This window comes from Streptococcus sp. LQJ-218 (genome assembly GCF_003428885.1).
GTDB lineage: Bacteria > Bacillota > Bacilli > Lactobacillales > Streptococcaceae > Streptococcus.
Genome location: NZ_QQRU01000011.1, coordinates 12,892 through 31,830, shown reverse-complemented (window position 1 = coordinate 31,830; position 18,939 = coordinate 12,892). Strand labels below are relative to the sequence as shown.

Here is an 18,939-nt window from a genome sequence, read left to right as displayed (position 1 = left end):
TTACAAGGTTGTGCCTTGTTTTTCTAGTAAGAAAAATCAGAGCTTTCACTCTGATTTCTGCGATTATTTCAAGTTTTGAACTACTTTTACAAGATTTTCTACAGTAAAGCAATATTCTGCCAGTACTTTTGGTGCTGGAGCAGAGGCCCCAAAGGTATCAATACCAAGAACGGCACCATCTAGTCCAACATATTTGTACCAGTTTTGAGTCGCACCCATTTCGACTGCAACACGACGACGAACTGCATTTGGAAGAATTTCTTCCTTGTAAGCTGCATCTTGTTTATCAAAGACATCTGTAGAAGGCATGCTGACTACGCGGACTTTTGCACCTTGACTAGCCAATTCTTTAGCAGCTGAGACAGCTAGATTGACCTCTGAACCTGTCGCAATCAAGATGGTATCAAAGTCTGCTGCATTTTCATAGACAACATAGGCACCTTTTGCAACCTTCTCAAAATCTGTCCCCTCTTCAACAGTCAAGTTTTGACGTGTCAAGACAAGGGCAGTTGGTGTTTTCTCACTTGTCACTGCAAGGTACCAAGCTGCTTGCGTTTCACGCGCATCTGCTGGGCGGAAAACATTTAGATTTGGCATGGCACGAAGACCTGCTAAATGCTCAACTGGTTCGTGCGTTGGACCGTCTTCCCCAACCGCGATTGAATCGTGGGTAAAGACATAAGTCACAGGAAGTCCTTGTAAGGCTGACAAGCGAACAGCTGCCTTCACATAGTCAGAGAAGACAAAGAAAGTTCCACCGTATACACGAAGTCCACCATGAAGGGCCATCCCGTTCAAGATCGTTCCCATGGCAAATTCACGAACGCCAAACTGAATGTTACGGTTCAAGCGATTGGCATCGTCTTGAAGTCCATCAGTCTTGATATAAGTCATGTTTGAGTGGGCTAGGTCAGCTGAACCACCTAGGAAGGTTGGTAACTTAGCCGCCACAATATTCAAGGCATCTTGACTTGAATTACGAGTTGCTTGAGAGAAGCCATTTTCTAATACTGGGAAGTCTGCTGGAGTCACTTCAGCTGGATCACGTCCATCGATGATGGCTTCTACTTCTGCAGCCAATTCTGGGTGAGCTTCTTTATAATCAGCTACTAGTTTTGTCCATGCTTCATAGGCTGATGCGCCACGGTCTGCAACATGTTCTTTAAAATCAGCATAAACTTGTTCTGGGATTTCAAACGGTTCATAGTCCCAACCAAGGGCTTGACGAGTTGCTGCAGTTTCATCCGCTCCAAGAGGAGCACCGTGTACAGCATTAGTTCCTTGTTTGTTTGGAGAACCATAACCAATAACAGTTTTCACTTCAATCAAAGATGGTTTTCCTGAAGCCTTAGCTTCTTCAATAGCAGCATGGATTGCTTCCAAGTCTGTTCCATCTTCTACTAAGGCAGTATGCCAACCATAGGCATTGTAACGGTCACGGACACTTTCTGTAAAGGAATCCTTTGTCTCACCATCCAAGTTGATGTCATTTGAATCATAAAGAACAACCAACTTGTCTAGCTTTTGCAAGCCTGCGTATGAAGCCGCCTCGCTTGAGACACCTTCCATCAAATCTCCGTCTCCACAGATAACATAAGTATAGTGGTCAAAGATATTGTAGCCTTCGCGGTTATATTTGGCTGCCAAGAAACGTTCTGCTTGGGCAAAACCAGTGGCAGTTGAGATTCCTTGTCCTAGAGGACCTGTCGTAGCATCAATCCCCGCTGTATGGCCAAATTCTGGATGACCTGGTGTTTTTGAACCCCATTGGCGGAAGCTCTTGATCTCATCCATACTCACATCTTCAAAGCCAGAAAGGTGAAGAAGGGCATAAAGAAGCATTGAACCATGACCAGCTGAAAGAATAAAGCGGTCGCGGTTAATCCAGTTTGGTTGAGCTGGATTGATACGAAGTTGTTTTGTAAAGAGGCTATAAGCCATTGGAGCCGCTCCCATAACCACACCTGGGTGACCTGAGTTAGCTTTATTAATGGCGTCAATACCTAGGAAACGAATTGCATTAACAGATAGATTTGACATAGAATTTCCTTTCTATTTGAGGTGATGATTGAATCACACATTCTATTATACTATTATATGAAAATTATCCGTATCATGCAACATACGGATAACCTCCAAAGAATATTTTTATATTAGAGCAAAGCTTTAAATTGAATATTAGAGTCTTATTCAAAACAATCGTCGAAACCACGTGGATGATGGTATTCTACTGAGTGTTGATATTGAGGATAAGTGTACTTCCCACCAACTTCCCAGATAAATGGATGGAAATCGTATTGCAAACGATCTTTTCTCATTTTCCAAAGTTCTAGGATTTCATTAGTAGAAGCCATGAAGTTAAACCAGATATCATAGTGAACTGGAATAATAACTTTGGCACGTAGATTTTCTGCCATACGAAGAAGGTTTATAGATGTCATTTTATCTTGGATACTGACTGGATTTTCACCATAGTTATTCAAAGCAACATCAATTTTGAAGTCTTTATCATGCTTCGCAAAGTAGTTTGAGAAGTGAGAATCTTCACCATGATAAATAGTTCCACCAGGTGTTTCAAAGACATAATTAACAGCTTTTTGAGCCATCTCTTCATCTGTAACAGCTAAGCCAGCAAGTTCACTGCCTGTCTCATCAGCACCGTTCACTGGTATAGTTACCAAGCAAGTACGGTCAAATGATTCTACTGAGTGAATCTTCATGTCTTTTAGTTCGATAGTGTCGCCTGGTTTGACAACGATGATACGCTCTTTTGGAACACCCCATCCTTCCCAGATTCGTCCACAATGGTAAGAGCCGATAAACTTAACATGCTCTAACTTAGGGATTGTTAAGAATTGCTGCAGCTGTATAAGGATCGATATGATCACTGTGGAAATATGAAACCAAATAGTAGTCTAGCTCGTTGATAGCAAATGGATCGATAACCATTGGCTGAACACGCAAGTTTGGTTGCAATTTACGAACACCTGCCATATTGGCCATTTGGTGTCCGCGAACCATATCTTTCCCTTTTTTAGTTGATTTTCCACGGTTTGACCAAAGGTCCATGACAACGTTAGCACCATCTGGTATTTTAATCCAAGTACCACAGTTTCCTAGCCACCACATGGCAAAGTTGTCTGCTGGCACCACTTCTTCTTCGATTTCCTCATTGAGCTAAGTTCCCCACTCTGGGAAAGTTAAGAGAATCCAAGATTCTCTAGTAATATCTTTTACGTTAGGCATGAGTGGCTCCTCCTCCAAACGAATTTTAATCTACTCTCTTAGTATAGCCCTTGGCGGCAAAGAAAAAAAGACCAAATAAAACACAAGCCAGTGTTCAAGATTGGACTTTATTTTTTGATAAAAACACCCGCGAGTTTGGACTTGCGGGTGTAGTTTAATTGAGAATATTCAAATAGATGAAACTCCAAATCTCACTCCAATGATTAGCTGTATTCCAAAAAATATAGAAAGCCAAAGGGTAGTAAATCGACTTGGTGTAACGAAAAATAAAACCTATCACAGCACCAGCCATTGCATAAAAGAAAAAATCAATCCAAGACCAAGGAAAGCCTATAATGTAAAAAATACTAAAGGTTGCTGCCGAAACAAGAACATCCAAGAAATATTGGGAATTCCTGAAATAACTGGTCATAATAGCTCCACGAAAAACCAACTCCTCACGAACAGGGCTCAAAATAGACATCACGAACAAGTGACTGCCCAATACAAATGTGCTAGGTTGCGCATATCTAATATCATCTAAGCCTTGTTGATTTGTCGTAACGTAATTAGGAAACCATTTCCAATACTGCTCGTTAAAATACTGAAGTAAATAATAAAGTCCCACTGTTACTAGAGTATAAGACAGTTTTATTTTAGAAAATTTAAAGATAGATTTATCACCCCAGTGCCAAATAGCAAAAATTGAACAGACAATCGTAATTAGCAAAGCAGACAAATAAATCGTCATTCCCAAATCGCTGTAGACTTTTACTTTCCTACCGTTTAAAAAACTTCAACCCACACGGTTGTTAACATCTTTACTAGAATAATTGGATAGATATATTGGTTGATTTTTCTTTTCATATGCAAAATAAAATAACAAATTTTTCAGAAAATTAAAACAAGAGCCCTCAAAATGTACATTTTTGTTCGTGGACTGGTAAAATCAGGCTAATTTCCAGTCAAAATCTGCTTTTCGACCAGGTTTTCGATTTGGTACTGGAGTTCCTTGGCTTCTTCGCTATTAGCAAGATAATGCCCCAAGAGCCGCTCTAGCTCACTTCTGAAATCGCTGTGCTGACTGGCTGTCAGGCGATACTTGATAAAGCTGTTGAGCTTGACCACGTCTTCATAGTCAAAAATAGGATTGACCTGCACCAGCGGAAATCTACTGCTAAGCCCGTCGCTGGTCACAATCAGCAAATCCACTTCCAGCAGGTCTTCCACGCTCTTAAATTGCTCACTGGTAAAGACCGCGCGGATATAGTCATGCGGAAAATAATACTGGCACTGCTTGAGCAAGAAGCGCTGGACTGCCACCCCCTCATCGCAAACAATATAAATCTGCTTGACCTCCTTGGGCCCCGTCGCCTGTGGCTTCAAAGCACCACCTAGGTGCATAGCCAAGTAGGCAATCTCGCCTCGCGTCAGCGAAATGAGCCAGGCCTCCTCCAAAATCCCCACGCTCTGCTCGGTATAGTGATAAAGCTCAGGATACTTTTGCAGGATGTGCCGTGTCAGAGGATTTTTGGACAAAATACCGTAAGTTTTGCGGAACAAAAGCGCCTTACAGTGGGTCATGAGATTGCGAATCAGGTCGTCACGATTTTCCAGCTCATAGGGAGAATGCGCTTCAAAATCCCAGATAAAATTGTCAATGGCCAGTTGCAAATCCGCGAAATCTTCACTAGTTGCATGTAAATCCTGGTCTTTTCGATGAGAAAGCAACAAAACCGCAATCCAAGACAGCTCAATCTCATCCAAACGCAAGCCCAATTTTTCGTCCAGCAAAGTTTGAAGTTTCTTAGCCGTGCTGTATTCCACGCGCTTACGAATAAGAGAAAACTCGCGGTACAAATCGTCTCTCTCCTGCTCGCTCAAGGTCATATTACGGTAGGACAGCAGCAGATAAGGCAGAACCTTGAGCATAAACTCGATTTCATAGCGATTGATTTTCTTGCCCAAGTCCTGCTCGATAAAATGCACCTGCTGGTTGAGAAAAATTTGTAATTCCTCGGATAGCAGCACATCTTCCTCCACAAACTGCTTGATTTTACTTCCCAAAATCCGCATAAAACCGCTATTGCCCTCAGAAAAAATCGTGGTCAATAGAGCGTGAACGTACTGGACTTTATTGAGCGGGTGGCATTTGAGAACATAGCCCTGCGACTTGGTTGTAATGAGACTAATCTGATACTGCTCGACCGTCAGCTGGCTACGAATGGTGTTAAGGTCTTTGAGCACTGTATTACGCGACACCTCGGTCAAATCCATGAGCTTTTCAATCGTCACGCGCTCTTTCAAGACGCAGATAAAGAGAAGCATCAGCTGCATGCGCTCTTCCATACTCATGACATAGCTGTGAGCATCCACGCTTTCAAGCAAGGCTTCACAAGCTTCTCGTTGTTCCGCTGTCAAAACCAGTCCGACTCGCGGCTGGCTGACAATCTTGTTAACTCCTTGAGGCAAAGCGTCGTTTATTTTTTCTAAATGATAATAAATTTTGCGGCGCGATTGCCCTGTGGCACGAGAAATCGCCATAATTGTTTCAGGCTCTATCAACTGCAAAAGATAGTTGAGCAAGACAGAGCTACTTTTATCTAAATAAATCATTTGCTTTTCTTTCCTTTTTTGACCGCGCGTCGGACTCTACACGTCCAATCATGCTCTGGATGCTTGGGAGCGTAGTCAGGGAAGTTGCTATTCCAAGCCGATTAAGATTGGCGACAATGTCTGGCTAGGTGCTGGCGTTCATATCAATCAAGGCGTGACGATTGGTGACAATAGTGTCATTGGCTCAGGGAGCGTCGTGACCAAGGACACCCCAGCTAATGTTGTGGTGGCTGGCGTTCTTTGCCGCGTCATTCGACCAATCACTGACCAAGACAAAAACAATTATCAACCATAAAACTGAGGTAGGTGAACCTATCCCAGTTTTATTTTTCCAGTAGCCGCGCTATGTCTGCTTCTAAGCTTTCCAAGGAAGTCGGATATTCTAGGGCAAGATAGCGCACATGGCTAAAGCGCTTCATGAGGCTAAGAGTATCTAACTCACCCTCAAATAAACTAGTAATCTCCACTTGACCATTTACATGACGGTAATTTTTGCAGTGGAGGTAATCGGTAACTTCTGCCAAGCTAGCAAAAGCCTGCTCTATATCTTCTCCCAGCCAAGCCCAGTTGCCAAGATCAAAGACGAAAGCAATAGGCAGATCTGCTGCGCTGACCTTGTTCATCATCAAACGGCAATTCTTGATACTGGCATAAAGAGAGTCTTGGTTATTTTCCAGTTTAAGTCCGACAGATGATTGAAAACTAGGCGCCAACTCTGCCAAAGAAGCTACTGAAATCTGACTAGCATCGCCCGTGTTTAATTTGATAAAGGGAGCGCCCAAGAGCTCCGCTTCCTGCCGCAAAGCCTTAAGTTTCGGATTGACCCTATCTCCTATGACAAAATCCTCATTGACACTGTAAAAGAGCGACAGCCCTAGCTGGTCGGCTTTTTTTCTGATGTTTTTTAACTCTACATCAATATCCCCTAAAAACTCTCGCCGAATTTCAACCCTTGAAAGCCCTAGATTTTTGACGCTTTCTAGCAAATCTTCTTGCTTGACTCCCCTGTCTAATTCTTCCTTAAAAGCAATCGTGTTGATAATCAATTCTTCTTGCTTTATTTTCATCCCAACCCTCTATTCTAATGTCGTCCGTAGCTGACAAAGCTCTGCCCAAGCAGGCTCCATGGCTACGAGCAAACTTTGGTAAACACGATATTTCTTTTGGTAAAGCTCATGTTCCTTAGCCTGAGGCTCAAAGCGTTCCTTGACCCGAACCATTTTTTCGACAGCTTCTTCTAGACTCAAATCATCCACCGCTTGCAAGCAAGCAATGGCGCCGCCCAGACCGCCCAATTCTGACGCTTCAACCGTCTCTACTGGGATATTTAAAATATCAGCAAACATCTGCATCCAAGCTGGCGAATTTGTCGCACCGCCTGACAAACGCAAAACGCGCGGTCTTTGCTCAACCGTCGCTAACAAATCATCGATATGCTGCTTGTGCGCATAGACAATCCCCTCATAAACCGCCCGAATCATCTCTGACTTGCTGGACTGGGTTGTCAGACCAAAGAAACAAGCCTCAGCAGCTCTGCTGATATTGCTGCCATAAAGAAAAGGGAAAAAGAGAATCTTGCTGTAAGAAGCGTCCGTCTCCTGCAAAAACACTTCCAGTACATCGTAAATAGAGGATTTTGAACCCTTGAGATGTTGGATTTCCTCCATCATTAGCATTTTTATCATAGCATCCAAATTGCCCGCCGAAGTTGGACTGCCTGCCTCTATCAAAAAATCACGATTGGGAAAATAAGAGTGCATCAATCCGCTATCTTGGCTGACTGCCGTCTTACTGGGATAAGTATTGATATTCCAAGTGCCTGAAATCACGCTAAAAGTGCTGGCGTCTAAGACGCCAGAGCCAATTGCGCAAGCATCAATATCAAAGAGACCACCAACCACAGGCGTTCCTGCAAGAAGTCCCGTTGCTGCGGCAGCTTCTTGGGTCAAGCCACCAACAAACTCTGCATAGTCCACTTGAGGCGCCAAAACCTCGTACATTTCTTCAATACCAAAGAAAGCCGTAATTCTTTTGTCGTAAGTACCCGTCTGGAAGTTAATCCAGTGATTGCCCGAAGCATCTCCCATCTCTTGATGAATACGCCCAGTCAGCTTGAAGCGGACATAGTCCTTGGCCGACAGAATTGCCCCAATATTCTGGTAAATCTCTGGTTCATACTCTTTGAGCCAGCGAAGCAAAACGGGATTTTGCACGGCAGCAACATGCTGGTGCGTCAAATCCCAGATTTCGTCTAGCCGCTCCTCAAATTCTTGAGCCAACTCGACTGCTCGCTCATCTGTAGACAAGATACCGCGCGTAAATTCCTGACCATTTTTGTCCAGCAGATAGAGGCCTTTCCCATGACCAATACAGGCAAGAGCACTGATGTCTTCTGCCTTAAGCTGGGCATTTTTGACAGCTTGCCTCATAGCCTGACGAATCCCCTGCCAGGTCTCTTTCAAATCCACTTCGCGATAGCCTGCTTTTTCCTCAATCTTCTTGGTACTAAAAGCAGACTGCCCTAATTGTCGCCCTTCTTCATCAAATACGATTGCCTTGGTATTAGTTCCCCCATAATCGATACTTAAAAAATATTTCATTTTTCTCCTCCGATTTCAAGTATAAAAGAAGCTGAGATTGCCTCACAGCTTCTTTATGAACAAGCATATGCGGCTTTAGTACAAGCCTAATTCCTTAGTCGCTGCATCAACTGCTTCACGGTTTGCTTGAACAGCCGACGGCTTAAAGTAAACGCGCTCTGCATTATTATAGAGGACATCTTCTAACTCTTCTGGCGTGAAAATATCCACGTGCTCCAGCCAAGTTGCCAACTCTTCATAAGTGTTAAAAGTAGCTGACCAAGGTGAATCTGTGCCCCAGATGATGCGCTTAGCTCCCAGCACTTCCTTAGCAATCCGAACATTCTTTTCAGATTTAGGGAATGGGAAAGTATCTGGACGGTCAATATCTTGGATAGCAGAAATATCTGTGTAGATGTTTGGTAAATCTTTCCACATGCTGAGTTCCGCTCGCAGACGATTTGGTGTATCTGCATGCGGGAATGACAAATGACAGACAACAAAGTCAAGGCTTGGGTGCAAACGAGCAAGATTGGCAATAGCATCCGGCTGGTGGCTGATTTGGTCAAAGTTGCCATAGTCCACAGTGATAACGAAGCCTGGATAATCCAGCAAGTAGCTCAAAATCAAGCTGACATGCGGGTCGCTGTCCAAGCGGAAAGGCGTCTTTTGTCCACGATAGCCGTGGATACCACCACCTTGGCTGATTTCAAATTTGAGTGCTCTAAAGCCCAGCTCTTCTACATGACGGCGAACAATCTGCATGGCATTTTCAGCAAATGGATCCACCGAAAATGCGCCTGTAAAGCGGTCTGGGTAGCGCTTAATCGCCAGATGAGTATAGTAGTTTTGATAGCCATTCAAGTGGCCTTGCAAAATCACCGCTTTCTCAACATCATTGGCATCCATGTACTTCAAGAAAGCCTCTGCTGTAAAGTCCTTGTCGCCATAGCCGTCTGGAATGAGCTTAATCAATTCGCCGTCGTCCCAAATGGCATAGCCATTGCCCAGAGCATTCAGTCTGCCCTTGCCATTAAAACCAGCAATAGTATTTAAAATATGTGCATGTCCGTCAATTTTCTTCATGATACAGTCCTCCAAATTCAAATCTGTCATTCATTAGTCTTCGCTAATCATAATCTTTTCTTTACTTCCTTCAAAGCCACTATTTTTATCTGCCATTTTCCGCAAATAAGCGTAGATAGACTCGCGTTTTGTCCGTAGGAAGAAAAGAGATACTAGGTAAACAGCAATCGTCACGCCAATCCAAAGCGGATTGCCCGAAATCCAAGCAAAGAAGACGAGAGCCGTCAAAGGGTGAGCCAAAAGATTGAAACTCATAATCAAGACCACTCCTGCTGGCAAGACCGATCCATATTGCTGCACAGCTTCCGTATAAATTGGACCGAGGGCGCTGGCCGCATAAAGTCCCAGTGAAAACCAAACGATTCCGTTTAGGATCGCCTTGAGGATATTTCCTTTTGATACGGCAATCATGGCTTCAATCATAAAGGGAATAGCAATCAAGTCAACGACTGGAAGCGCGCGGTTGCCCGGCAAAATCAAGGAAATCAAGACCATGATTGGTACCAGAATGAGCCCAGCAATGATAGTGGCAGGTTCACCAAAACCAACTCCGTCATCCACTGCGATAAACCAGCGTTTCTTGTCTGCCAGTCCGTCTTCTTCTTCGCTTTCTTTTTTCTTGTTCTTTTCGACCGCTTCAGCCAGAGGTCCGAAAGCGCTTGCAAACACGCCTGTAATCAAGGGGAAAATGGTCATAACGGCTGCAAGTGACATTGCAAAACCTAGAATGCCACCCCAGGCTTCCAAACTCGCCAGATTTTTCAAGCTACCGAGAATCCCGATAATCATCCCCAGCAAGAAACCGAGAGTCATGGGTTCTCCGAAAATTCCCAGCTTGGTTTTCAGCGATTCTGGATTGAGTTTGACCTTGTTGATACCGATAAGGTTCCACAGCGGATCCAATACTAAGGCTGGAATCAAGGTTTCGATATTGTGAATAGAGTTGATTGTTGCATTTTTGACTCTGTAGTATTCTGACCAACGCTCTGCTACCACTTCTGACATAATCAGTGAGTAAAGAAGGACAAAGACCATGAAAGCAAAGGAGAGGATAAAGTTTCCTGTTGCCGCATAAGCCATTGTTCCCCAAATCATGTAACCGAAGTTATTCCAGAGATTGGACGGTACAAAGACCCGCGTAATCCCAAAAAGGAAAAGAAGCAACTCAATCAGCAGACCAAAAACGAAGAAGGACAGACCGATTGAAGAAGAGAAGGCAGTCAGAGAACCCGTTTGCCAACCGATGTCAACGATAGGCAAATTGAGCCCTGCCGTGTCAACCATTTGCTGGATGTACTTGGTTACCAGCGGTGTAAAAGCAGAGATGATCCAGCCAAATCCTGTCAAACCAACCCCAGCGCGCAGGGCACTGAAAAAAGCGCGCTTGGGACTGACTTTCAAGAACAGACTAACAATAAAAATCATTACTGGCACAACAATTGCTGCACCAAAAACATCGAAAAATTTTTGTAAGGCTTCTAGCATAGTTTTACCCTTTTTCCTTTATTTTATTTGTTTACGACATTGACAGGGTTCCCTTCGAAGAAAGAAAGAATATTCGCTGCGGCTTCTGCTGCCAAGGTACGGCGACCTTCAATCGTTCCCGTTCCTGCATGCGGCGCCATGATAACATTGTCCAAAGCGCGAAGCTCTTCAGAAACTTCTGGCTCAAACTCAAAGACATCCAAACCAGCTCCCGCTATCTCTTCAGTTTTAAGCGCTTCAATCAAGTCTTCTTCAGACACAATCGGACCACGAGCTGCATTGATTAGATAGCTTCTGTTCTTCATTTTCTTGAACACTTCTTTGTTAAATTTGTGGTGAGTGGACGGTAGAGACGGAGCATGAATGGTAATGACATCAGCCTTCTCAACCAAATCATCAAATTCCACATAGCTAACGCCCAATTCTTTTTCCCTCTCCTCTGGCAATCGATAGAGGTCGTGATAGAGCACTTTCATCCCAAAAGCTTTGGCAAAGCCAGCCACAGTTGAACCAATACGCCCCATACCGTAGATACCAAGCGTTGCGCCCTCAAGTGTCAGCCCTTGATAGCGTCTTTCGCTCGGGTCAATCCAGTTTCCTGTACGGACAATCTTGTCATAGAAGGCTAAACGTTTGGTAGTGGCTAAGAGAAGGGCAAAAGTCATTTCAGCTGTCGGTACCCGCACGGCTTGCGGCGAATTGGAGACCACAATCCCTTTTTGTTTGGCGTATTCGATGTCCACATGGTCAAAACCAACCGCATTAAGAGAGATGATTTGCAAGTTTTTCCCCGCATCGATCATTTCCTTGTCCCCTTTTTGCCCCATTAAGAGCCAAGCGTCGTACTCAGGCAAGTGTTCCAGCACATAGTCGCGTGAAAACGGCTCCCCGTCTGAGTAGGTCACATCGTACTTTTCCATTAGCTTGACCAAGCCTTCCTTAGGCACAATTCCCGTCACAAGAACTTTCTTCTTAGGCATTCTTTTCCTCCTTTTGTAGTTCGTAAAGAGCAACTGTATTTTTCCCATTATTCGCCGAAAAGATATAGGATTTTCCAGCTTTTTCAAAAGCCAAACAGTTGCTAGAAGCAACTTCTGGAGCAATCATGTGTTCCAGAAAACGTCCATTTTCATAGGTAAAAGCAAGCAAGTGCTTCTTACCTGAGCGCCAGCCAAAGACAAAGGTTGGCTGACCGAGCAAAGTCCCCGACCAGATAGCGTGCCCAAAAGGCGTCGCTTCTGGATAGGCAAATAATTCCTCCTTAAAATCTTCTGACAAAATTCTCAAGCTATCGCCATGGAAAGCCTGGATAATCATATTTTCCAGACGACCGTCACCGTCCATGTCCAACTGCACAATATCGCTCGTTTCTTCATCAAAGAGCTGGGTCAAAGTCCAGTCAGACACACCCTGCGGATAGACCAAACGATAAATCCCTTCCACCGCTGTGATAAGCGAGTAATGCTCCGCGTGAACAGGATAGTAACCGTGATTTTTTTTGAGCCGAAGTGGCAATTCTTCTACATTTGTCAGCTGCCTTAGCTGTTTATCAAAATGACCGACAAAAATTTTCCCGTCATCCGACCAGTCCTCGACAAACTGCTTGGAATTAGCAATCGTACAACCGATAAAAAGAATAGCTCCACGCTCATTGTCAACTAAATCAAATCGATGCAGATAAGGAAAAGCCCCCACTTCCGTGATTGTCCACTTGCCCTCGCTCTCGAACTGTCCGTGAACAATCCGGCAATCCTTGGCATCAAAACCAGGATAAAAACGCTGTGTTGCCAAGAAATCCAGCGTCCCTGGCACTTGGATAATGGACATGGTGCCACCAACCTCGCTCCAAACCACCGTCCTTGCGAAGTCACGATTGACATCATAGGCTAAGCAGGCATTTTCGGTCTCCGAAGCCACCAAAAGATAGTCGTTAGCGCTATCGGTCAACCTTGCAACGGCATAGCAGGCATCCAAGTGGTCGCTTAATATTGTTTTACTATTCACTAGGTCTCCTTTCTAGACGAGCAATCAACCTTTCACTGCGAAATTATTTTCAAACTCTGAGTGAAACGGTTAACTTATTTTCAAAAAATAAAAGTGAACTACGTTCTCTTATAAAATAATACTTTAATTCATGGTTAATCGTTTCACCGATCTACTATTACAGTATACACTATCTTCTTCAAAATTGCAAGCGATTTCAAAAAATATTTTAAAAAAAGTATCCACTCGCGCGAATACTTCATTTCTAAAAAGAGCTTCTAAGAACTGTAAAGCTAGGAACGACAAGGAGTTGAGCAGGGTCCGCCGCTAGCTCTCTTCTTAATTTTTTGATTAGATGTTCTGCTGCCACTTGACCAATTTTATAAGAATCTTGGCGAATACAGGACACATTCGGATTTAAAACCTCCATCCATTCCAAATCCTCGTAGGAACCCAGACCAAAATCACGGGGATAGCTGTAGTCGGTCTTGTTCAAGATTTTCATAAAATCAAGCAGGGCTGGGCCGTTCATGGTAAAAAAAGCGATTTTTTCTTGCCTTTGCTCAATCAACTGAAGAATTTTTTGAGCTGTCCCGTCTTGTCCCAAAACCAAAAGTTTCTCTGGGGCAGCCGAAACCTCTTCTTTAAAGCCCTGATAACGCATTTCCCGCGTCGAAATCCCCTCAATCGGAAAGGTGACAAAGTAAATGTCTTCATAGCCTGCCTTCTTCATTTCTGCCAAAAAAGCCTTGGTCGAGTCACGATTATTAGATACAACCGTGTCCAGCGTCACTTCTCTCGATTGCCTGTCCACTAGAACCGTCCGCTTCTTACTCAGCTTTTGAATCAGGGGAGAATTGGCATCCACTGTATCGAGAATAATCCCTGAGACATTCTGCTGCTGAAGCCGCTCGATATTTTCCTGCTCAATCAGCTGGTCATTGTCTGAATTGGTAAAGTTAACCGTGTAGTCGTACTTCTTGCAGGTGTCATGAATTCCTTTGATAACTGAGGAAATGAAGGGATTGGTGATATCTGCAATCACAACGCCAATCGTCTTGGTGTCTCTGGTCACCAAACTTTGCGCCATTTTGTTAGGTTGATAACCAGTTTCTTCAATGGCCAGCCGGATTTTCTCCCTCGTCTCCAAAGACATTTTCCGCATATTTCCATTTAAGTAATAAGAAATCGTCGCCTTGGACACCCCAACCAAGTTAGCAATATCATTGATTGTTACTTTTTTTGTCATTTTGTTCTTTCTAACTCATCAAATTGCATTTATTATATCACTTTAAAAATCAAGATGCCACTTAAAACCAACACAAAAAAGCAATCCCTGAGACTGCTCTTTGTTTTTTAATGGCTAGCGCCTTTTTGCCCATAGTAAGCGTTCGGTCCGTGTTTGCGGAGGTAGTGCTTGTCCATGAGGTATTTTGGTGCTTCTTTGACATCGGGTTTGATTTGCTCGGTGAAGCGCGCCATTTTGGCAACTTCTTCCAAGACAACGCTGTGGTAAACCGCAGCTTCTGGCGTCTTGCCCCAAGTAAAGGGACCATGGTTGCGCACAGTGACACCTGGCACTGCCATTGGGTCAATCTGACGTTCGCGGAAGGTTTCAATAATCACGGTGCCTGTTTCTTTTTCGTAGGCCGTGTTGATTTCGCTTTCTGTCAATGAACGTGCTGCTGGAATGGGACCGTAGAAATAATCCGCATGCGTCGTTCCGTAAAATGGAATATCGCGCCCAGCCTGTGCCCAGCCAACCGCTTCCGTTGAGTGCGTGTGAACAACACCACCGACTTTTGGGAAAGCCTTGTAGAGCTCCACGTGGGTAGGCAAATCAGATGACGGATTGAGGTCGCCTTCAACGATATTGCCGTCCAAGTCGGTCACAACCATATTTTCCGGACTAAGCTTATCGTAGTCCACACCGCTCGGTTTGATGACAATCAAGCCCGCTTCGCGGTCCACCGCAGAGACATTTCCCCAAGTAAACTTAACCAAGCCATGTTTTGGCAGGTCACAATTAGCCTTGTAAACGCGCTCTCTTAATTCTGGTAACAGCATTAGTTTAACCCCGCTTTCTCAATGAGTGGATAAAGGAAATCTTGAGCTTCTTTGATAGCCGCCTTGGTTTCCTCTACTGTTGGACAATTTTCAGACCACATTTCAATCAAAAACGGCCCTTGATAATTGGTTTCTTTTAAAATTCTGAAAGTATCTTCCCAGTTGACACAACCTTGACCAAAAGGCACATCGCGGAATTGCCCCTTGGACTGCTCAGTCACAGGATAGGTATCCTTGAGATGCAGAGCTGCCAGGGCCTGGTGCCCGATAACAAACTCACTATAGAGGTCATTGTGCCAAGCTGAGAGATTACCTGTGTCTGGATAGACAAAGAGATAAGGCGAGTTGATAGCCTTTTCAACAGCCAAGTATTTTTCGATACTATTGATAAATGGGTCATCCATAATCTCAATCGCAAGAATAACCTGCGCTTGCTCCGCCCAATTACAAGCCTTGCGTAGATTTTTAAGGAAGCGAGCTCGTGTTTCTGGCGATTTTTCCTCATAGTAGACATCATAGCCCGCCAGCTGAATGACCCGCACACCCAAATCCTGCGCCAACTCGATACATTGCTTCATGGTTTCCAGCGACTTGGCTTCTAGGGCTGGATCGTTTGATCCTAGCGGATAGCGGCGGTGCCCAGAAAAGCAGATAGTCGGAATGCGGACACCCGTTTCATAAACAGCCTTGACCACTTCAAAGCGTTCTTCCTTACTCCATTCCAAGCGCGCTAAGCGAGCATCGCTTTCATCAACCGACATTTCAACAAAGTCAAAGCCCAGCTCCTTGGCAAACTCCAAGCGTTCTTTCCAAGTGAAGTGCTTGGGCGTCGCCTTTTCGTAAATTCCAATCGGACGTGTCATAGCCTACCCCCAAATTCGACGGATTTCGTCTTTAATTGTTCTCCTATATTATATAATGTGAAAGCGGAAACAAAAAGACCAAGAATTACACAGCGGACTGTTCACTCTTGGACTGTATGATTTATGATATTTTACGGATTATCTAATTTTCTTGTAGCTAAATAATAGGGAAGAATTTTATCATAAGATTTCAATAAATTTTCTACGATATCTTCCTCAGATGAATTTTCTGTCACAGAAACATCTGATTTAACTAACACTTTGCGGACTTCCTGACTTCTCACCTTCTCGCGTAAAGTACAACGATTTTCTTCGTTCGCCTCCCATCTTTGGCTTTCTCCATCTGAGTAGGCTAGATAATAAATCCCTTCTACCACTGGAACTTCTAAGACCTTGGCTTGTTTGTCTAATGTTCGCTCATCCTTCTTACGTTCGATAAAACTGACTTCTAGTGAGACTCCAAAATCAGAAGGATTCCCGTACAATCGTAAGGCCAACATAGGCTCTGTCACTTCCCCCTCACGCTGCAAATAGGCCCAGAAATGGGGTCGCAAGCGCTGCGCTTGGTTCATCCACTGGCTAGTCTGTTGGAGTTGCCATTCTGGATGGCTTGCTTGAAAGGCTTTGGCTAGCTCTGTAAAAGCCTTTCGTGCCTCTTGACCTTTGTGGCGCAATTCCAGCATTTTCTCTCGCTCTTCTCCTGCTTTATCAGGATTACGGTACTGCAAACCAGCAAAGTCTAGATAATTTCTTATTTCATTTAACATCCGTTTAATCTCCTCTAGCTAGCAAAAAATCAGGATAAACCTGATTTTACTTATTCTGTATCTACAACGACATAGCGATTTGGTTCATCACCCTCAGAGTAACTAGTCACGCCATCCATACGTGAAATAATACGATGGATAATCTTGCGTTCACTATTTGACATTGGATCTGTTTGATGACTGCGGCCTTCTTCTAAAACACGAGTCGCCAATTTTTGCGCATAGGTCTGCAAGACTTCTGCACGGTGTTCAACGTAATCATTGACATTGATTGTGATGTAGAAGGTTCTTGAATAGCGGTTATAAAGACAATTTTGAGCCAATAGTTGCAAGGCCTTCAAAACTTTACCATGGTAACCGATAATACGACCTGGTTCGTTAGTATCAATTTGTAGATTGATGCTACGGCGGTTATAATCATTTGAAATCGTCGCCTCAACGTCCATATCATCAATAATCGTCTGAACATAAGTCGTTACTTCCGTAGCTACTTGTTCAATATCAAAGCTCGGTTCCACCTTTAAGCCCAAATCTTCTAATTCTTGGCTTTCAGTTTGTTCAGCTTGACTCTCAACAATAGGAGTTTCTACTTCTTCGAGACCAGCTTCTTCAAGCTGTAATTCATTTAAAATCTCAATGTGCCCAGTTTCTTCTAAGATAGTGCTAGCATGTTTTTCATTTTTCAAGATTTCAGCCTTGACCTCATCAGAAACCCCTTGGCCTTCTTCTTCAATCTTTTTAATTGCTTCTACAACATGCCCTAAATCAACAGTCGCTTCACTGACCGTCTTGACTGGTTCATTTTGTTCATTAATTTCTTTAGGAACGCCCTTTACAGCCTGCTGATTTGCTTTAATGACCGTTGTTTCACTAATAGCTTCAATATCAACTTGAGCTGGTTTTTTACCAAATAAACCAAGAAAGCCATTTTTTTCACGAGAAATGACTTTGATGTGAGCCTTCAATCTTGGGATATCTAATTCTTTCAATCCTTTCTGGATTGCTTCTTCAACAGTTGAACCTGTAAATACTACCATTACCAGATTCCTCCTTATTATTTCGTTTTCTGAGCCTTTTTCTTGGCTTTTCTTTTTCTATTTTCCAAATCTTTCTGTGCCTGTACTATGGCCTCGCGCTCTGCAATAATCTTGAATGGATTGTTCAAGAAATAGGTTTGCAAGACTTGATAAGCGTTGGATACTGTCCAGTAGAGGGCGACTCCACCTGGCGCATAAACTGCAAAGATAAAAATCAAAACCGGAATCCCATACATCATTGCTGTCGTAGCCCCATTACGCTCAGACAAGGCTTTATTGGACAACCAAGTACTTAAAAAGGTGAATACAGCTGCTAAAACCGGAAGAACAAGGGTTGTATCCACACCACCAAGGTTAATCCACAAGAAATGACCTGTCTTTAAAAAGTCAACTCTTGATAGAGCTTGGAACAAGGCCAAGATAATCGGCATCTGAATCAAAATCGGCCAAAGAGAATCTGACTGTCTGACACCCATTTCTTTAAAGACTTTACGCATTTCTTGCTCTAGCTTAGTTCTGCTCTCCATATCTCGTCCTGGATATTGTTCTCGAAGCGCCTTAATGCGTGGTTGAGCTTCCTGCATTTTTCTAGACGCCACCATTTGAACTTGAAAGACTGGCAAAAGCAGTGTACGAATCAAGACCGTAAAGAGAACAATCCCCACTCCGATACTAATATCAAACGATAAAAAGCGAATAATTTCCGCAAAGAAGTAAACAAATTTACTCCAAAAATCAGCCGAATCGGCTGTGATATCGCTAGTTGTCCCATTTGTTGCACAGGCTGTCATGATCAATAGAGACAGTCCTAGCAAACTAGTCAACTGTAGTTTCTTTTTCACTCCCATTTCCTTCCTGGTAAATCTTTGATAATTTTAATACATGGAGTAGATTTTTCTCCATCTCTACGTATCCCAAGGTTTCAACCCCTTTTCGAGCAATGACAACAAAGTCTACATCTTCTACCAGACTCCCTTTTGCATTCTGGATAATATGCCGAATCCGTCGCTTGATTTGATTTCTGGTGACGGCATTCCCCAGTTTTTTGCTAACTGATAGACCTACTCGAAAATGGTTTTTCTGGTTTTCTAGTTGGTAAACAACAAATTTGCGATTAGCAAAACTTGTCCCCTCCTTGAAAATTGCCTTAAAATCTTTCTCTCTTTTTACACGAAAGTTTTTCTTCAAAACTCAACTCCATCTATTAAATTACTACTATTATACCATATTT

16 protein-coding genes and 2 pseudogenes are annotated in these 18,939 nt (G+C 43.5%); 1 reads left to right on the top strand and 17 read right to left on the bottom strand.

Going from position 1 to position 18,939, the window contains the following annotated elements; translation table 11 throughout:
- Positions 1-63: 63 nt before the first annotated feature.
- From tkt to D2908_RS09450, 4 genes and pseudogenes are all read right to left on the bottom strand, one after another.
- Positions 64-2,040, bottom strand: coding sequence for a transketolase (tkt, locus tag D2908_RS09465; RefSeq protein WP_117306650.1), 1,977 nt, complete (start codon positions 2,038-2,040; stop codon positions 64-66).
- A gap of 146 nt (positions 2,041-2,186) precedes the next feature.
- Positions 2,187-3,246: pseudogene (ulaG, locus tag D2908_RS09460) on the bottom strand (L-ascorbate 6-phosphate lactonase).
- A 154-nt stretch (positions 3,247-3,400) separates the two neighbouring features.
- Entirely contained in the window at positions 3,401-3,976 is a 576-nt protein-coding gene (locus D2908_RS09455) for a type II CAAX endopeptidase family protein (RefSeq protein ID WP_240628286.1), read from the bottom strand.
- A 203-nt stretch (positions 3,977-4,179) separates the two neighbouring features.
- Complete coding sequence (locus D2908_RS09450) at positions 4,180-5,841, bottom strand: transcription antiterminator (RefSeq protein WP_117306648.1); 1,662 nt, start codon at positions 5,839-5,841, stop codon at positions 4,180-4,182.
- Positions 5,842-5,863: 22 nt separating this feature from the next.
- Between D2908_RS09450 and D2908_RS09445 the strand changes: the two are divergent.
- Positions 5,864-6,136, top strand: a pseudogene (locus tag D2908_RS09445) (DapH/DapD/GlmU-related protein); the annotation flags it as partial.
- A gap of 28 nt (positions 6,137-6,164) precedes the next feature.
- On the opposite strand, the gene D2908_RS09440 reads toward D2908_RS09445, so the two are convergent.
- The 13 genes from D2908_RS09440 to rnpA form a co-directional block, all read right to left on the bottom strand.
- On the bottom strand, positions 6,165-6,908 hold the full coding sequence (locus tag D2908_RS09440; RefSeq protein WP_117306646.1) for an AP endonuclease: 744 nt from the start codon (positions 6,906-6,908) through the stop codon (positions 6,165-6,167).
- A 9-nt stretch (positions 6,909-6,917) separates the two neighbouring features.
- Positions 6,918-8,441, bottom strand: a complete 1,524-nt coding sequence (locus tag D2908_RS09435) for an FGGY-family carbohydrate kinase (RefSeq protein ID WP_117306644.1) — start codon at positions 8,439-8,441, stop codon at positions 6,918-6,920.
- 75 nt (positions 8,442-8,516) lie between these two features.
- Positions 8,517-9,506 (bottom strand): amidohydrolase family protein, encoded by a 990-nt coding sequence (locus tag D2908_RS09430; protein WP_165847497.1) that lies wholly within the window; start codon positions 9,504-9,506, stop codon positions 8,517-8,519.
- Positions 9,507-9,539: 33 nt separating this feature from the next.
- Positions 9,540-10,991: a PTS transporter subunit IIC gene (locus D2908_RS09425; RefSeq protein WP_117306641.1), complete on the bottom strand. Its 1,452-nt coding sequence runs from the start codon at positions 10,989-10,991 to the stop codon at positions 9,540-9,542.
- Between the two features lie 23 nt (positions 10,992-11,014).
- Positions 11,015-11,971 (bottom strand): 2-hydroxyacid dehydrogenase family protein, encoded by a 957-nt coding sequence (locus D2908_RS09420; RefSeq protein ID WP_078353023.1) that lies wholly within the window; start codon positions 11,969-11,971, stop codon positions 11,015-11,017.
- Positions 11,964-12,995, bottom strand: coding sequence for a hypothetical protein (locus D2908_RS09415; RefSeq protein ID WP_078353022.1), 1,032 nt, complete (start codon positions 12,993-12,995; stop codon positions 11,964-11,966). The genes D2908_RS09420 and D2908_RS09415 overlap by 8 nt, the downstream gene beginning before the upstream one ends.
- A 244-nt stretch (positions 12,996-13,239) precedes the next feature.
- Entirely contained in the window at positions 13,240-14,223 is a 984-nt protein-coding gene (locus tag D2908_RS09410) for a LacI family DNA-binding transcriptional regulator (RefSeq protein ID WP_117306639.1), read from the bottom strand.
- 107 nt (positions 14,224-14,330) lie between these two features.
- Positions 14,331-15,041: an L-ribulose-5-phosphate 4-epimerase gene (locus D2908_RS09405; RefSeq protein ID WP_050241469.1), complete on the bottom strand. Its 711-nt coding sequence runs from the start codon at positions 15,039-15,041 to the stop codon at positions 14,331-14,333.
- A complete protein-coding gene (locus tag D2908_RS09400; RefSeq protein WP_078353020.1) occupies positions 15,041-15,904 on the bottom strand; it encodes an L-ribulose-5-phosphate 3-epimerase in 864 nt (287 codons plus the stop codon). Before D2908_RS09400 ends, D2908_RS09405 begins: the two co-directional genes overlap by 1 nt.
- A 131-nt stretch (positions 15,905-16,035) precedes the next feature.
- Positions 16,036-16,671: a ribonuclease P gene (locus tag D2908_RS09395; RefSeq protein ID WP_117306637.1), complete on the bottom strand. Its 636-nt coding sequence runs from the start codon at positions 16,669-16,671 to the stop codon at positions 16,036-16,038.
- A 50-nt stretch (positions 16,672-16,721) separates the two neighbouring features.
- Positions 16,722-17,708, bottom strand: coding sequence for an RNA-binding cell elongation regulator Jag/EloR (gene jag, locus D2908_RS09390; RefSeq protein ID WP_117306635.1), 987 nt, complete (start codon positions 17,706-17,708; stop codon positions 16,722-16,724).
- 17 nt (positions 17,709-17,725) lie between these two features.
- Positions 17,726-18,550: a membrane protein insertase YidC gene (locus tag D2908_RS09385; protein WP_206269746.1), complete on the bottom strand. Its 825-nt coding sequence runs from the start codon at positions 18,548-18,550 to the stop codon at positions 17,726-17,728.
- Entirely contained in the window at positions 18,525-18,896 is a 372-nt protein-coding gene (gene rnpA, locus D2908_RS09380) for a ribonuclease P protein component (protein ID WP_117306632.1), read from the bottom strand. Before rnpA ends, D2908_RS09385 begins: the two co-directional genes overlap by 26 nt.
- Between the last annotated feature and the right edge of the window lie 43 nt (positions 18,897-18,939).

Coding starts and splice junctions, on each gene's coding strand:
- D2908_RS09425 (WP_117306641.1), bottom strand. CDS start 10,991: ATGCTAGAAGCCTTACAAAAATTTTTCGATGTTTTTGGTGCAGCAATT.
- tkt (WP_117306650.1), bottom strand. CDS start 2,040: ATGTCAAATCTATCTGTTAATGCAATTCGTTTCCTAGGTATTGACGCC.
- D2908_RS09435 (WP_117306644.1), bottom strand. CDS start 8,441: ATGAAATATTTTTTAAGTATCGATTATGGGGGAACTAATACCAAGGCA.
- D2908_RS09450 (WP_117306648.1), bottom strand. CDS start 5,841: ATGATTTATTTAGATAAAAGTAGCTCTGTCTTGCTCAACTATCTTTTG.
- D2908_RS09405 (WP_050241469.1), bottom strand. CDS start 15,041: ATGCTGTTACCAGAATTAAGAGAGCGCGTTTACAAGGCTAATTGTGAC.
- jag (WP_117306635.1), bottom strand. CDS start 17,708: ATGGTAGTATTTACAGGTTCAACTGTTGAAGAAGCAATCCAGAAAGGA.
- D2908_RS09440 (WP_117306646.1), bottom strand. CDS start 6,908: ATGAAAATAAAGCAAGAAGAATTGATTATCAACACGATTGCTTTTAAG.
- D2908_RS09410 (WP_117306639.1), bottom strand. CDS start 14,223: ATGACAAAAAAAGTAACAATCAATGATATTGCTAACTTGGTTGGGGTG.
- D2908_RS09430 (WP_165847497.1), bottom strand. CDS start 9,506: ATGAAGAAAATTGACGGACATGCACATATTTTAAATACTATTGCTGGT.
- D2908_RS09420 (WP_078353023.1), bottom strand. CDS start 11,971: ATGCCTAAGAAGAAAGTTCTTGTGACGGGAATTGTGCCTAAGGAAGGC.
- D2908_RS09400 (WP_078353020.1), bottom strand. CDS start 15,904: ATGACACGTCCGATTGGAATTTACGAAAAGGCGACGCCCAAGCACTTC.
- D2908_RS09395 (WP_117306637.1), bottom strand. CDS start 16,671: ATGTTAAATGAAATAAGAAATTATCTAGACTTTGCTGGTTTGCAGTAC.
- D2908_RS09455 (WP_240628286.1), bottom strand. CDS start 3,976: ATGACGATTTATTTGTCTGCTTTGCTAATTACGATTGTCTGTTCAATT.